Source organism: Thiofaba sp. EF100, from assembly GCF_039822285.1.
In the GTDB taxonomy this organism is placed as follows: Bacteria; Pseudomonadota; Gammaproteobacteria; order Halothiobacillales; family Halothiobacillaceae; genus Thiofaba.
The window spans coordinates 33,803-47,509 of sequence record NZ_JBAJEY010000007.1; the positions used below are offsets into that span (position 1 = coordinate 33,803).

Consider the following 13,707-nt stretch of genomic DNA (forward strand, 5'->3'; position numbering starts at 1 on the left):
GCAAGACCCGGGGAGATTTCGTGACCTTTGCCTCGCACCCTGTGTGTGAATTCACACACCCCATGAGAGCTCCCGTCACCACATTAAAAAAACAAATATAAGACTCATCTTTTCTATGGATAATAGGACCACTGCATAACATGGATCATCAAGGAGTCACGCCCGTGCATCTCGCCCGTTTCCGTCCGCACCCGATCACCCTCGGCATCCTTGCCTCCGCCGTCATCGGCGCAGTCCAGGCCGACGAACTGGCTCCCCTCCAGATCCAGGCCGGCGCCCTCGGCGACACCCCGAATGTCGAGGTCATCACCGCCGCCGACATCGACACCCGCATCCCCGCGGATGCCGGTGAGGCCCTGCGCGAAGTCAACGGCGTCTCCGCCAGCCGCATGAGCCAGCACGGTGTGGACCCGATCATCCGCGGCCAGAGCGCCACCCAGCTCAATGTCCTGCTCGATGGCGGCTACGTGCACGGCGGCTGCCCCAACCGCATGGACCCGCCCACCAGCTTCGCCAGCCTCAACACCTATGACCGCGTGGTGGTGGAGAAGGGCGTGCAGAGCGTGCAGCACGGCATGGGCGGCAGTGGCGGCACCGTGCTGTTCGAGCGCGACACCGCAAGCCGCGCCGCCAAGCCCGGTCTGCAAGGCCAGGCCGGGGTGGCGACAAGCTCCAATGGCGTCAACGGCGCGGTCTATGCCGATGGCCTGTTCAGCAACGGTAAGGCGTATCTGCGCGCCTTCGGTGAGTACCTGGATGCCGACAGCTACAAGGATGGCGCGGGCCGCACCGTGCCCTCCGCCACCACCAAGACCAGCGGTGGCGTGGTCGCAGGTTACCGCATCAGTGACCACGCGGGCGTGGAAGGCACCTTCGAGGCCAGCCGCCAGGACGACACCCTCTATGCCGGTGCGGACATGGACTCCCCCAAGGACGACATGAACGCCTACCGCCTCAAGTACTGGAACCAGAACCTGGGCGGGGCCATCGATGGGGTGAAGGCGGAGGCCTGGCACGCCAAGGTCGAGCACCTGATGGACAACTACAGCCTGCGCACCAACTCAAACCCGGCCATGTACCGCGCCGCCCCCTCCGAGGTCACCACCGACGGTGCGCGCCTGACCCTCACCTCCAAGCCGGCCGGCAACCTCAAGCTCGACTACGGCCTGGACATGCAGAAGGTGGACCGCGAGGGCTGGGTGATGAACCCCGCCACCCCGGCCAACAAGCTGTTCTGGCTCTGGCCTGCGGCCGAGCTCTCGAGCATGGGCGGCTTCGTCGAAGGACTGTATGGCATCAGCCCCCATCAGCGCCTGAAGGCCGGCCTGCGCGTGGATAGCGTGACCGCCAACATCGACAACAACCTCGCCAACACCATCGCCACCCACATGATGGTTCCGGTGAACATCCGCGAAGAGGCCAAGAAGGACCAGGACAATACCGCCATCGGCGGCCTGCTGCGCTACGAGCATGACCTCTCGAAGAGCCTGACCGCCTTCGCCGGGGTCAGCCGCAGCGTACGCCAGCCGGATGCCACCGAGCGCTATGTGCTCAAGGCCAGCCCCACAGGTATCAGCTGGCTCGGCAACCCCGCGCTCGACCCCGAGGTGCACCACCAGCTGGATGTCGGCCTCTCCGGCAAGGCCCACGGCATCAAGTGGGAGGCTGTGGTGTTCTATGACGATGTCAGCAACTACGTGCTGCGTGACATCAACAACGGCAAGGTCGCCGGCGTGGCCAACACCGCCACCATCTACCGCAATGTCGATGCCACCCTGTTCGGCGCTGAACTCGCCGGCCAGTGGATGTTCGCCCCCGGCTGGCATGCCTACGGCGCGCTGGCCTACGTGAACGGGCAGAACGACACCGACGGGCGCAGCATCGCCCAGATCCCGCCGCTCAACGGCCGCGTCGGCGCGGACTACACCGGCGCCAACTGGCATGCCGGCGGGCGGGTGCGCTTTGCCGCCCAGCAGCACGAGATCGACACCGCCAGCGGGCTGGACACCATCCAGACCCCGGAATATGCCGTGCTCGATCTCTACGGCGGCTACGACTTCACCCGCACCACCCGGCTGAAGATCGGCATCGACAACGTGTTCGACCGTCTGTACGCCGAGCACGTCAACCGCGCCTATGCCGGGGTGTTCGGCAACCCGAGCGACCGCATCTATGAGCCCGGCCGCATTGTCTGGGCGCGGCTGGATACCCGCTTCTAACCCCCTGCTGAATGGCCTGCGGGCCATTCCTGCAGCCCCCAAGGCCCTGACCTGACAGTCAGGGCCTTATGTTTCTCAAGGAGAGTCTCGTGAAAAAACACCTCATCCCCTCCCTCCTGCTGACCGCCAGTCTTTTGGCCAGCGCACCGTCCGTTTTGGCCGAGCCGGCCATCAGCCTCGCGAGCCCCGTGGTGGAGTTGGTCGGCCTCGCCAAAGGCATGGACCTCGGTCTTTCCGAGGAGCAGCGCGCCAGACTGGAGGCCTGGATCAAAGAGGCCCCAGCCAAGCGCAAGGCCCTGGAGAACGAGCAAGTCCAACTGCGCACCCAACTGCGTGAGGCCATCCTGGCCGGCAAGCCGGAGGACGAGCGCATGGCCCTGATCGAAAAGATCGCTGCCAGTGAAACCCAGCTGCTGACCATGCGCAGCAAATGCGCCGACTTCCTGCGCCAGCTGCTGACGGCCGAGCAGTTCGACAAGGTGGTGGCCGCCTACCGGGCCAAGTAAGGGAGCGTTGCGGCGTAAGCCGAGGACATCGAGGCGTCAGTGCGTCTGACGCCTTTTTTATTTCTTGGTGGAAGAGGAAACTTGACCGGCCCGGTGGTCAATGACCGCAGCCGCAATCCCCTTCCTCATGGTCATGCGCATCGTGCCCAGAGGCATGGTCTTCGGGAGAAAGCCCCGGCTCGCCACGCAGAAAGGCCTGTACGGCAAGATCCGGATCCTCGATGCCCGTGATCCACGCCCGAATACCAAGCCGCTCCAGGCGCATGACCATCCCCTGCCCCATCCCCTGGCTGATCAGCGCCGTAATCCCCTCCAGGGCCTTGGGCAAGCCACCCGGGGTGGCGTGGAAGCTCTCCTCCAACCCCAGTTCGACCAATCGCCGCTCACCCACCCCACCCTCCGTGACGGGATAGAGCCAGAACTTGCGGCAGCGCCCCGCATGACCGGTGACGGTGCGGCGATTCTGGCTGGTGACGGCAATGAGCTGGGTCGTCTCTGTCATCATGGATTCACTCCGAAAATAAAACGCTGCCCCGCCGGAGCCTCGTGGAAACGCTCTGGAAAACGGGTGCGCAGGAAGCATTGGGCATTCAGGCCCGTGCAGTGATTGGGCGCGATCAGCTTCACCCCCAGAAGCTCCAGCAAGCCCGCCGTGTGCTCGAGCCGTTCCTGATTCGCCCGCAACAGGTGGGTTCCACCGATCACGGCATGGATGGGCGCCCCGCCCGTCAGCTCGACGATGTACTCAAGGGTGTTCACCACGCCGGCATGACAGCAGCCAAGAAGGACGACCACGCCCTGCGGGGTGAAGGCATACATGGCCTGGTCATCCGGCAAGGTATCCTCCTGCGAACGCCCGGCATCGCAGAAAAACGGGCCTCCGGTGTCCTCGAAGGCGTTGCGCCGCGGAATGGGGCCGGTTGCGAACACGCCCGGCAGGATCTCGGTGGGTTTGTCCGTGGCACGCACGGCCCGCGCCCGCCCAAGGGCCGTCAAAGCCTCCAGCGGGGCGCCGATGTCCTTCCCCTCGCGATTGAACTTCGGCTGCAGCGCTTCGGGATGCAGATAGACATCGACCGCGCCACAACGCTCAAAGACGGCGGACAGGCCGCCCGTGTGATCGTAATGCCCGTGACTGAGCACAATGGCCTCAAGCCTTGCAAGATCGAGATCAAGCGCTGCGGCATTGTGGGTCAGCGTCAACCCCTGACCGGTATCGAACAGCAGGGCCCGCCCATCCGCCTGCACATGAAAGGCGATGCCATGCTCGCCCAACAGCCCACGCCCGGCGGGCTGGTTCTCAACCAGCACCGTGATTTCAAGCCTGTCCATCATCGAACCTCCAGAAACACACAAGGCCCTCGAGGGGCCTTGTGATCATCTCATAAATTTTTATGATGATGCATCAATGGGATGCCGGGCTGGCGTAGTAACGCGCTAGGGCACTGATCTCCGCATCGGTGAGCGGTTTGGCGAAGGCGCGCATGGCCTGCATGGAGTCGTTGTGACGCTGACCATCGCGGTACAGCTTCATGGTGCGCTCGAAGTACTCCGGCGTCATACCGGCCAGGGCCGGAGTCTCATTCACCCCGCCCTGCCCTTGCAGGCCATGGCAGGCCGCGCAGGGGGTCACCAGACGAGTCGGATCACCTTGACGCACCAGCTTCTCCGCCACGGCGTTGTCCTTACCGCCGTGCATGGCAGGCAGCGCCTGGCCCGCATAGAAGGCGGCGAGATCAGCCATGTCCTGCTCGCTCAGGAATTGCGCCACATGCGTCATGAGCTGCCCACGCTCATCTTCGGCACGGCGATGGCTCTTGTAGTCGAGCAGCATCTTGTAGGTGTACTCAGCCCGCTGGCCGACCAGCGACGGCCAGTTGGCCGTGGTCGACTCGCCCTTCGTTCCGTGACAGGAGGCACAGAACTGCCCTTCGTGCAGCTTCTGACCACGCGCAGCATCGCCTTTGGGCATGGACTGCAGGGCCTGCATGAGGGTCGCGGGACTCCAGGGTTCAGCCTTGGCTTGATGTTCGCCTGCCAGCACAGGCAAGCTCAGGGTGGCGGCCAGCATGCCGCCCAGGATCAGAGGGGTCTTGCGCATCAGGGGCCTCATGCAAAGCAATCGTCGGTGAAGGTTTTCATCCAGGCGTGGGTGTAGAGCGCCGCCAGGCTGTTCTGCACCGGGGTCGCGTCCAGCGGCAGGTAGCGCGGGTTCGCCATGCGCGCAATCTTGCCGTCCTTGATCCGGAACACGTCCGCCACGAACTGGCCGTAGGTCTGGTTCCCCGCCAGGGCGTAGCAGGTGTTCTGCCACACCGGCTCCGCAGGCTCCTGACCCGCCAGCAGCGCCTTGACCTGCAGCGCGCAGACCTTGGCCTGGCTGTTCGCCGAGTAGCCCGACTTCGGCATCACATCCGCAATGCTGGAGTCGCCAAGCACGTGCACGCCCTTGTGGAGCGTGCTCTCGAAGGCCTTGCGGTCCACCGGGCACCAGCCGGTGCTGTCCGCAAGGCCGGTGTCCAGCGCGAGCTTGCCGGCCTTCAGCGGCGGGATGATGTTGATCATGTCGCCCTTGTATTCGCCGCTCTCGGTGTAGACGGTCTTGGTCGACGGGTCGACCTTGATCACGCGACCACCCTGGCTGCCCATGACCCATTCGATCATGCCCGGCTTGTCGTGCTTGATGGGTTTCCATGCCGCCAGCTGGCGCTTGGCTTCGTCTTCGGTGAAGCCGGCCGCCTTCAGGCCTTCCACGCTGTAGCCCTTGAAGCCTTCCGGGATGTTGAAGCCGTACAGACGGTTCCACGCCTGGAGCATGGTGAGGTCGGTGGTGAAGCCGTCTTTGGCGTCGAGGATGATGACCTTGGCGGTCGGGTTGTGCTCTTTGAGGTACTGGGCAATCAGCCCGGCGCGCTCGTACGGCCCCGGCGGGCAGCGGTAGGGGTTCTGCGGCACGCTCAGCAGGACGGTGCCGCCCTTGGGCAGTTCCTTGAGTTGCTTGGCCAACAGTTCGGTCTGCTTGCCCGGGATCCAGGCGTGCGGCATGACGGTGTTGGCCACTTCTTCGCTGTGACCTTCGATCGCCGCGTAGTTGAAGCTGATGCCGGGGGAGACCACCAGGCGGTCGTAGCTGAGGTTCACGCCGCCCGCGGTCTTGACCACCTTGCCTTCAAAGTCGATCCCGGTCACGGTGTCGAACACGAATTCAATGCCGTAGTTCTTCTGCAGGGCGTCATAGCTGATGGTGATGTCCTGCATCGTGAGGTGGCCGGTGATCACTTCCGAGGAGCCGTACGGACGCAGGTACTGGCGTTCCTTCTCGACAATGGTGACCTTGATGCCCTTGTCCGCAAGCTTGAGGTATTTGGCAAAGGTCGCCCCGCCTACCCCGCCGCCAATCACCACCACGTGCGGTTGCGTACCCGCAAAGGCGCTCTTGCCCGAGATCCCAGCCCCCGCCAGCGCCGAGGCGCCCAGAAGCTTGAGGAAGTGACGACGCTCCAAGGCGTTCACAGTGTTGTTCATCTTCTCCCCTCCCTCACTTCGGCTGCTTGGCAAAGTACGATGCCATCGACCGAATCTCGGCTTCACTGAAACCCTTCGCAATCGGGCCCATCAGCGTGTTCGGCCGCGCACCGCTCTGAAAGTCCTGCATGGCCTTCACAAAGCTCGCCTCACTCATCCCCGCCAGCGGCATGAACGCCGAGGCGTGCTGCAGCCTCCCCTGCGTTCCATGGCAGCCCGCGCAGGTCTGCGCCAACATCTCGCCACTGGGCTCGGCTGAAGCCAAGCCCCCCGTCATCGAACCGGCCAGAACCAGGCCGAGGGTTATTTTTTTGAACATTCAATACCCCGTTTCGTTTGGGTTTTTAATGGGTGCATAAATGCGGGCGCATTTTTCTATCTGCGCCCACGGGGATCAAGTCTTATGGGTATTTATTTATTTATACATGGATAAGTTTTATTAACTCAGCCAGGTATAGAAACCCACAGCAAAGTACTGGACGATCCACAGCACGATCAGGCCGATGGCGATATTGCCCATCCGGGTGATGAAGGGGCTGGGGGTGTAGACTCCTGCGGTCTGCCCGGCCTTCCAAGCCACGGTCACCATGTAGGCCAGCGCTCCGCCACCGACAATCAGGAAGGTGACGAAGAACAGGATGGTGCTGTACCAGTCCATGTTGATGGGGTAATCCATGGCGTTGTAGCCATGCACACCCATCAGGATGCTCCAGCGCAGGGCCTCACGCGCCGCGGCGACCACAATCAGGGCCACGGCACCCACGGGCAACACGGCATAGGCCCAGAGGGTATCCATGCGCCCCATGCGCACCCATTGGGCAAAGCCGACGGTCGCAAGCAGCATGGCCAGGGAGACGATGACCCACGGGGAGAGGGCGAAGCCCGCAGCCTTTTCCGGGAGGGTGGCCATCCACCAGGCGCCGATGACCACGCTGACCACCCCGCCGAACAGGATCAGGCTTTGCCCGAGGCGCCCCGTCCAGTCGAGGTATTCACGGCTCATCTTCAGGGATTCATCGCCCAGGCGCGGCAGGTAGAAGCGACGATAGCCCACCAGCACCGCGCCGATGACCGGCACGCTCAGGCTGATGAAGAACAGGAAACGCGCCAGGTTGAAGTCATGCAGGCTGCGGCCGGAAGAGTCGATCACCCCACCCGGTGCATACCACTCCAGCCACTTCTCCGGCGAGAGCATCTGGTTGGTCAGCACGTGCATGATGAAGCCCACCACCAGCAGCAGGGCCACGGCGAGGATGGCCGAACCGGGGCAGAAGACCTTCTGGGAGGCATCCCCAAGCTTGTAGTTCTTGGCATTGAAGAAGAACCACAGCAAGGCCGCCACGGTGAGGATGATGATGAAACCGATCACCCACCAGGCGGAGAGCACGTTGGAGGTGTACCAGAAGGGGTCGTAGATCACCTGCACGAACAGCAGTGGCGCGACCCCGACCAGGATGGCGACCGAGAGCATGAACTTGGCCACCATGACCATGGACTGGGCCAGACGGCGCTTGTGCGCATCCTGGCTCAGCGCGCCCCAGATGGTGAGGCCGGAGGCGCCGAGCATGATCTGCACAGCGGCAATGTGCAGGGCAAAGGTCACCACCCCGAGGATCAGAAAGACCACCGGGTGGGTGGGGACGCCGGCGACGTCCCGCAGGGCATACAGGGCTTGTGCGTCCACGGGTTACTCCTTGGTGGATACGGCCTGGGCCACGGCGCCTTTCTCGGCGGCGTAGCGGCTGGCCACGGTCTTGTCGGTGAGGGTGGCGAGGTATACGGCCAAGGCCTCAGCCTCCTCGTCCTTCATCGGCATCTTCGGCATGTACAGGGTGTTGCCCGTGGTGAGGGCAGCCTGCAGATAGGTCTTGATCGCCCCCACGTCGGTATTGCCACCCAGGTAGTTCTTGAGCGGACGGATGCCAGTCTCAGAGAGCGAATGGCAGTTGGAGCACATGGTAATGGCCAGCGCCTCGCCCACGCGCGCGGCGTTGTGGGGGGTGACCTCACGCAATTCCACCGGCATGAACACATCGGTCTTCAACCAGCCATGCGCCTCCAGTACCGGGATTTCGCTCTTGATGCCCATGCCCGGCACATCGCGTGCGATGACTTGGTTGGAGTACACGTACTGACCGGCGACATAGGGCTTGCGGATGGACTCGCGCGCCACTTCCTCCGGCCACAGGCCGAACACCAGCATGGCCACGGTGGCCACCCCGGCCACGGCGGTGGTGATCATGCGCGGGGTCAGCAGCATGAAGGCGAAGTAGGCCAACATACCGCCGAGCACGGCATACAGGCTGGTGGAGAACCACGCGGGCAGACGGTTTTCCATCACCAGATGGGCGGTTTCGGGCAGGGTGTCCAGGTACCAGCCAAACAGGGATGCACCGATCACGGTCGCTACGATGCCCATGATGGCCAGCCAGCGGTTCATCTGGGCACGGAAGGCCTGATCCTTGAAGCCTGCGGTGATGATGCTGCCCACCACGGCGGTGATGGCGAACATGAAGGCCGTGCGCATGGCCAGCTGGGCGAAGGTGTTGCTGCCATAGAAGCCCTTCAGGTAGCCGCCCTCGGCGAACCACGCCTCCTTGCCCGGCCACATCATGAAGCTCAGGATCCCGAGGATGATCATCATCGTGGTGTAGGAAGCCAGGCCCAGGATGATGGTCAGACGCAGGTGGGTTTTCTGATCGACCTTACCGACCAGGTAGGTGACCATGTAGACCCCGACCACCTCGATGACGAAGAACACCCACTCGGTCGCCCACTTCCACACGAAGCTGTGGATCAGGGCCGAAATGCCGCGCGGGCTAGCCACCGTGGTGGAGTACCAGATGCCGGGGCCGGTGATGGAGCCCAAGACGTACGAGAACACCAGCAGGAACAGGCCGTACTTCTTGATGAAGTCAAGAAGCTCCGGCCTGTTCTGCCGGTAGGCGATGGTCGCGAGGGCCATGAAGAACAGCGCAGCACCGACCGAGGTGTGCGAGAACAGCACGTGGACGGTGGCGATGAGGCCGACCACCCAGCCGCTCCCGATCCCCGGCTCGTACCAGGTGGGATAAAGACCGATCAGGTCCATGCGTGACTCCTAGGTTGTATGGGATGTACCCGGCCATAAGCCGGTCAACAAACCCAAAAGCATCCTTTATGCCAAAACCTAAGCCACTGATTTTTAATCGATATGCCGCGCAAACTTCCCTATGACTGCGGCATATGACGCAAGCAAAGCTGTGTCATTTCACACATCCGCGGGCGCACACATCAGAAAGGCGACCTGAAGGTCGCCTCGCGTCAGCCAGAAACCTGGGCCTGCGTCAGTCCTGATCCGGGACAAACTTCAGCACATTGCCATTGATGCAGTAGCGCTTGTGGGTCGGTGGCGGACCATCGTCGAACACATGGCCAAGATGGATGCCCGAGCTTGCGCTACGCACCTCGACGCGGCGCATGCCGTGCGAAAGATCCTCGTGCAGCGTGATCGCCCCCTCGACGGGGTTGAAGAAACTCGGCCAGCCCGTGCCGCTGTCAAACTTGGCATCCGAGCGGAACAGCGGCGCGCCGGTGATGGGGTCGACGAAGGTCCCCGGGCGCTTTTCGTCCAGGTGCGAGCCGGTGAAGGGGCGCTCGGTCCCCTGCTCGAAGGCGATCCGCTGCTGCTCCGGCGACAGCAGCTGGAAGCCGAGCCACTTCCAGAAGCGCTCCTTGTCGCCGTTGTAGCCGGTATAGCGCGAGACCTCCCTGCCCTTTTCAAACAGCACGATGGTGGGGGTGGCGAACAGCGCCTTCTCGAGCCTCCACCCCTTGGGCGGGTTCGAATTGAGGGTCGCAACCACCGGCGTTGCGGCCTTCCATCCGTCCAGGACCTCGGCATGGAACTGCTTGCAGAACGGGCAGGCTTCCGCCTCGAACACGATCAGCTGGCGGTCGAAATTCAGCTTGGCCGCATCCAACGGGGGCGGCGCGGTCCTGGTCGAACCGCCCGGATAGGCCACGCCGGTCCCGCCCAGGCCGCAATAGCCCTGGGGATGCTTCTTCAGGTAGTCCTGATGCTCGTCCTCGGCGCGGTTGTAGTTGCGCAGCGGGGCGATTTCGGTGGTGATGCGTCCGAATCCGGCCTGAGTGAGCGCCGCTTGGTAGACCTCGCGCGTCTTCAGCGCCACTGCCTTCTGCGCCTCGGAGGTGTAGTAGATGGCGCTGCGGTAATTGCTGCCGACGTCGTTGCCCTGCCGGTCGCCCTGGGTCGGGTCATGGTTCTCCCAAAAGCGGGCGAGGATGGTTTCAAGGCTCACCCGGGCCGGATCGAAGGTCACCTTCACCACCTCGGCGTGGTTCCGCATCCGGGCTGCGCCTCGCCGGAGTTCCTTCTCAAGGCCGAGCACGTCGTAGTAGCCCGCCTTTTCCGCGTCGCCGCCGGCATAACCGGACTCGACATCCAGCACCCCCGGGATCTCGGACATGCGCTTCTCCGCCCCCCAGAAGCACCCCATCCCCAGAACGATGGATTCCGAGCTTGCCGCCTGTATCTGCATCGAAGCGCTCATGCCTAAAAAACCGATCAAGAAAAGAATCATTGAGCCCATGATCATGCCCCTGTGCCATTTCACGGGAGACCATGGCACCCTGCCAATGTTCCCGGTCATCTCCAACCCAGGCGCTTTTTCAGGCGCGCCCAGAACCCCGGACGGGGGACATGGGAAATCTCGGCCGTGGCAAGATCGACCACCACGCCGACGAGATAATCCTCGGCCCGCTTTTCGCACCAGCGGATCTGACCATGCAGGTCAAACAGGCCCGGCACCCCGGGAAGGTGCAAGGTCAAAAGGACGAAGGCTTCAGGGGTGAAGGGCGTTGGGCTCACCAGCCGCACGCCCGTTTCGGAGACATCGAGCGATCGGCACTGCACCGCCGTGTGCGTGGCAAGATCGATCACCTGAACAGCGGTGACCCAATGACGCCGACGCGCATCTCGATGTGCGTCATGAGCCTGTTCGACCATCCGCGCCATCCTTCCAGGCCGCATGGCCCGGTCTTCGAGGTGGGTACAGAAGATACCTTAGCAGCCCAGAAGGCTTTTGGTGGCAGGCATGGTGAAAACGGGCATGGAAGACCATGCCCGGCGCGGCCCGTCAGGCCAGGGAGAATTTCTTGAGGCGGTAGAGCAGCGTGTCGCGGGTGATGCCGAGCAGGCGGGCAGCACGGCTCTTGTTGCCGCGCGAACGCTCCAGAGCCTGGCGGATCATCTCCGACTCCAGCCATTCAAGGTCGACCCCCTCCTCCGGCAGGAGGAAGCCATTGCCCCCCATGGTCACCTTGGCCGCGGCCTGGGTGATGTCGCGCGGCAGGTTGCCCAGCTCCACGGTGCGGCCGTGGAACAGGACCACCAGGCGCTCGGCCAGGTTGCGGAGCTCGCGCACGTTGCCCGGCCAGCGGTGGCGACGCAGAACGGCGCGCACCTCCTGGGAAAGCTGCGGCATCGGCACTCCATGCTCGCCGGCGAAGTGCAGCAGGAAACGGTTGAGCAGCATGTCGATATCACCGCTACGCTCGCGCAGGGCGGGCAGTTCCAGCGGCACCACCTGCAGGCGGTAGTAGAGGTCCTCGCGGAAACGCCCTTCGCGCACCAGCGCGGCAAGATCCTGGTGGGTGGCGGCGATCACCCGCACATCCACATTCACCACCCGGCTGTCGCCCACCGGCATGCACTCGCCCGACTCGAGGAAACGCAGCAGCTTGGCCTGTGCGGCCAGCGGCAGTTCGCCCACCTCGTCGAGGAAGAGGGTGCCACCGTGCGCGCTGCGCACATGACCCGGGCGATCCTCCAGCGCACCGGTGAAGGCACCGCGCTTGTGGCCGAACAGTTCGGACTCGACCAGCGACTCCGGCAGGGCGGCGCAGTTGAGCGCGACGAAGGGGCCATCCGCCCGCGGGCTGGCTTCATGCAGGGCGCGGGCCATCAGATCCTTGCCGGTGCCGGTCTCGCCGGTTAACAGCACGGTCACATCCGTGCGGGCGACGATCTGCGCGGAACGGATGACGGTTTCCAGCAGCGGGGACTGGGTGACGATGCGTGCAAAGGAGTTCATGCGAGCCTCCACATCAAGCAAACTGTTGGGCACAGTATGCCATGCGACTGAGCGATATAACTCAATTTTATACCACAACCGTGTGTTTTCATTGGAGACTATTCGGGGAATGAAGATCTATCTGGTCGGCGGCGCGGTACGCGACGCCTTGCTCGGCCTGCCCGTGCGGGAGCGCGACTACGTCGTGGTGGGCGCCTCCCCGGAGGCGATGCTGGCACAAGGCTTCCGCCCGGTCGGCAAGGACTTCCCCGTGTTCCTCCATCCCGACACCCAGGAAGAATACGCCCTGGCCCGCACCGAACGGAAGTCCGGGCGGGGTTACCATGGCTTTACCGTGCATGCCGCGCCGGATGTGACCCTGGAGGAAGACCTGGCTCGCCGCGATCTGACCATCAATGCCATCGCCCAGGCCGAGGATGGCCAGCTGATCGACCCCTTCGGCGGGCGCAAGGATCTCGAGGCCCGCCTGCTGCGCCATGTCTCCCCCGCCTTCGTCGAGGACCCGGTACGCCTGTTGCGCGTGGCCCGCTTCGCCGCGCGCTTCGCCCCCTTAGGCTTTCGCGTGGCAGATGAGACCCTCGCCCTGCTGCGCCAAATGGTCGAAAACGGCGAGATCGATGCCCTGGTGCCAGAACGGGTGTGGCAGGAGATCGTCAAGGCGCTGGCCACCGATCATCCCGCCCGCTTCTTCGAGGTACTGCGCGCGACCGGGGCACTGGCGCGCCTGCTGCCGGAGCTCGATGCCCTGTTCGGCGTGCCCCAGCCTGAGCAGCATCACCCAGAGATCGACACCGGCCTGCACAGCCTGATGGTGCTGCAGCAGGCGGTGCGCCTGGGCGCGGATGGCCCCACCCGCCTTGCCGCCCTGCTGCACGATCTGGGCAAGGGCAGCACGCCCCGCGAGCTTTGGCCCCATCACTACGGCCATGAGCGCCGTGGCGCGCAGCTTGTGGAGCGCCTGGCCGAGCGCCTGCGCCTGCCGGCGCATGACCGCGACCTGGCGATCATGACCGCGCGCTGGCACACCCATGCGCACAAGGCCTTCGAGCTGCGCCCCTCCACCCTGCTCAAGCTGCTCGAAGGTCTGGATGCCCTGCGCCGCCCGGAGCGCTTCGCGCACTTCCTGCTCGCCTGCGAGGCCGATGCCCGAGGGCGGACGGGCTTCGAGGATCGCCCCTACCCGCAGGCGGCGTTCCTGCGCCAGGCACTCGCGGTGGTCAAGAGGGTGGCGGTTCAGCCGCTGTTGGAGAAGGGCTTGCGTGGGGAGGCGCTGGGGCGGGCCCTGGCGCAGGAACGGATCAAAGCTCTGAAGCAGCTAAAGGGCGAGCATGTGTAAGCAGAGGGGATTAGAACTTCAACAGG

General features: G+C 63.9%; 13 protein-coding genes. 3 read left to right on the forward strand and 10 right to left on the reverse strand.

Features of this window, described 5'->3' with window-relative positions; all coding sequences use genetic code 11:
- The first annotated feature begins 164 nt into the window (after nt 1-164).
- Nucleotides 165-2,219 carry a TonB-dependent copper receptor gene (locus V6D91_RS10985; RefSeq protein WP_347320468.1) on the forward strand — a complete coding sequence of 685 codons (2,055 nt, stop codon included), beginning with the start codon at nt 165-167 and terminating at the stop codon, nt 2,217-2,219.
- An 89-nt stretch (nt 2,220-2,308) separates the two neighbouring features.
- A complete protein-coding gene (locus V6D91_RS10990; protein WP_347320470.1) occupies nt 2,309-2,725 on the forward strand; it encodes a hypothetical protein in 417 nt (138 codons plus the stop codon).
- A 97-nt stretch (nt 2,726-2,822) separates the two neighbouring features.
- Here V6D91_RS10990 and V6D91_RS10995 read toward each other — a convergent pair whose 3' ends face one another.
- The 10 genes from V6D91_RS10995 to V6D91_RS11040 form a co-directional block, all read right to left on the reverse strand.
- On the reverse strand, nt 2,823-3,230 hold the full coding sequence (locus V6D91_RS10995) for a NifB/NifX family molybdenum-iron cluster-binding protein (protein ID WP_347320472.1): 408 nt from the start codon (nt 3,228-3,230) through the stop codon (nt 2,823-2,825).
- Nucleotides 3,227-4,057 (reverse strand): MBL fold metallo-hydrolase, encoded by an 831-nt coding sequence (locus V6D91_RS11000; RefSeq protein WP_347320474.1) that lies wholly within the window; start codon nt 4,055-4,057, stop codon nt 3,227-3,229. Before V6D91_RS11000 ends, V6D91_RS10995 begins: the two co-directional genes overlap by 4 nt.
- Before the next feature lie 73 nt (nt 4,058-4,130).
- The gene (locus tag V6D91_RS11005; protein ID WP_347320476.1) at nt 4,131-4,826 is read right to left on the reverse strand and encodes a c-type cytochrome; all 696 of its coding nucleotides are present in this window, start codon (nt 4,824-4,826) and stop codon (nt 4,131-4,133) included.
- Nucleotides 4,827-4,834: 8 nt separating this feature from the next.
- On the reverse strand, nt 4,835-6,250 hold the full coding sequence (locus V6D91_RS11010) for an NAD(P)/FAD-dependent oxidoreductase (protein WP_347320478.1): 1,416 nt from the start codon (nt 6,248-6,250) through the stop codon (nt 4,835-4,837).
- A gap of 13 nt (nt 6,251-6,263) precedes the next feature.
- Entirely contained in the window at nt 6,264-6,569 is a 306-nt protein-coding gene (locus V6D91_RS11015) for a cytochrome C (protein WP_347320480.1), read from the reverse strand.
- A 120-nt stretch (nt 6,570-6,689) separates the two neighbouring features.
- Nucleotides 6,690-7,934: a hypothetical protein gene (locus V6D91_RS11020; protein WP_347320482.1), complete on the reverse strand. Its 1,245-nt coding sequence runs from the start codon at nt 7,932-7,934 to the stop codon at nt 6,690-6,692.
- Between the two features lie 3 nt (nt 7,935-7,937).
- Nucleotides 7,938-9,341, reverse strand: coding sequence for a c-type cytochrome (locus V6D91_RS11025; RefSeq protein WP_347320484.1), 1,404 nt, complete (start codon nt 9,339-9,341; stop codon nt 7,938-7,940).
- A 235-nt stretch (nt 9,342-9,576) separates the two neighbouring features.
- Nucleotides 9,577-10,902 (reverse strand): peptide-methionine (S)-S-oxide reductase MsrA, encoded by a 1,326-nt coding sequence (gene msrA, locus V6D91_RS11030; RefSeq protein WP_347320486.1) that lies wholly within the window; start codon nt 10,900-10,902, stop codon nt 9,577-9,579.
- Nucleotides 10,899-11,258, reverse strand: a complete 360-nt coding sequence (locus V6D91_RS11035) for a PilZ domain-containing protein (RefSeq protein ID WP_347320488.1) — start codon at nt 11,256-11,258, stop codon at nt 10,899-10,901. Before V6D91_RS11035 ends, msrA begins: the two co-directional genes overlap by 4 nt.
- A 130-nt stretch (nt 11,259-11,388) precedes the next feature.
- Nucleotides 11,389-12,345 (reverse strand): sigma-54 dependent transcriptional regulator, encoded by a 957-nt coding sequence (locus V6D91_RS11040; RefSeq protein ID WP_347320490.1) that lies wholly within the window; start codon nt 12,343-12,345, stop codon nt 11,389-11,391.
- Between the two features lie 109 nt (nt 12,346-12,454).
- On the opposite strand from V6D91_RS11040, the gene V6D91_RS11045 reads away from it, so the two are divergent.
- Nucleotides 12,455-13,681, forward strand: coding sequence for a multifunctional CCA addition/repair protein (locus tag V6D91_RS11045; RefSeq protein WP_347320491.1), 1,227 nt, complete (start codon nt 12,455-12,457; stop codon nt 13,679-13,681).
- The last annotated feature ends 26 nt before the right edge of the window (nt 13,682-13,707 follow it).